This window comes from Arhodomonas sp. KWT (assembly GCF_010993615.1).
The window spans coordinates 1,343-2,519 of the sequence record NZ_WNXE01000144.1; the positions used below are offsets into that span (position 1 = coordinate 1,343).

1 protein-coding gene is annotated in these 1,177 nt (G+C 75.4%); it reads right to left on the reverse strand.

What is annotated here, in order from left to right; all coding sequences use genetic code 11:
• On the reverse strand, positions 1-1,177 hold a 1,177-nt coding region (locus G7A99_RS15150; RefSeq protein ID WP_240466300.1), incomplete at both ends, for an ABC transporter permease.

Below are 1,177 nucleotides of genomic sequence, written 5' to 3' on the forward strand. Positions count from 1 at the left end.
CGCGGCCACGGCCACCGGCACACCCGCGCGCAGCAGACCCGCCGCGGCCTCGCGCCGGAGTACCCGCATCGGCGGGACATCACGCAGCCGCAGCAGCGTGGGCAGGGCGAAGCCGAACAGCGCCGCCGCGGCTGTGAGCCACCCCACCGCCAGCGGCCGCCAGCCCGGCGGTGGGATATCCCGGCCGATGAGGTCGGCCACCAGTGCCAGCATCCCGGCATGCACCACGAACCCGAGCGCCGCTCCGACGGCCCCCGCGAACAGGGCCAGCCAGAACAGCCGGGCGACGAACAGCGCCGTCAGACGCCGGCGCCGCGCCCCCACAGCCCGCATCACGGCAACCGCGAGCACCTGGCGCTCAGCATAGTGGCGGACGGTCAGCAGCACCGCCACACCGGCGACCACCACCGTGAGCAGCGCCCCCAGGCCCAGGAAACGCCGGGCCCGGTCCACCACCTCGCCGACGCCGCGCCCCTGGTCCTCCGGTGTCTCGATCTCCACCGCGTTGCCCTGCTCCGCGGCGAGGGCGTCGGTAAACGCGGTCGCCGCCGCGCGGTCACCGGCCACCAGCAGTTTGTAGCGAACCCGGCTGCCCGGTCCGATGAGGCCGGTCCCCTCCAGGTCCGCATAGGGTATGAGGACCCGCGGGGCAAGGCTGTTGAAGAAGCTCCCACGATCCGGCTCCAGGGTGATCACCCCGGCGATGCGGAACTCCCCCTGCCCGAGGGCCAGGCGGTCACCGACCGACAGCCCCAGCAGGCGCAGCAGCCGCGGGGCGACCCAGACCGACCCCGGTGCCGGTGTCTCCGTGGTCGCCCGCTCGGCCCCGTCGAGTCCGTCACTCACACGCAACTCCCCGCGCAGGGGGTAGCCCGGCGTGACCGCCTTCACCGAGACGAGCTGGGTGCGCTCACCGGCAACCACCACGCTGGGGAACTCCGCGGTCCGCGCGGTGGCAAGGCCGTGTTCGGAGCGGGCCCGGCGCACCCAGCCGCCGGGAATGGGCTCGGGGCGCTCCACCGCCCGGTCCGCGGCGAGCAGGTCCGCCGCACGCGCCTCGGTGGCGGCACCGACGCGCTCCGCCAGCCAGGACACCGAGGTCACCGCGGCCACGGCGACCACCACCGCCAGGGCGAGCAGCCGCAGCTCGCCGCCGCGCCAGTCCCGCCACAGCCAG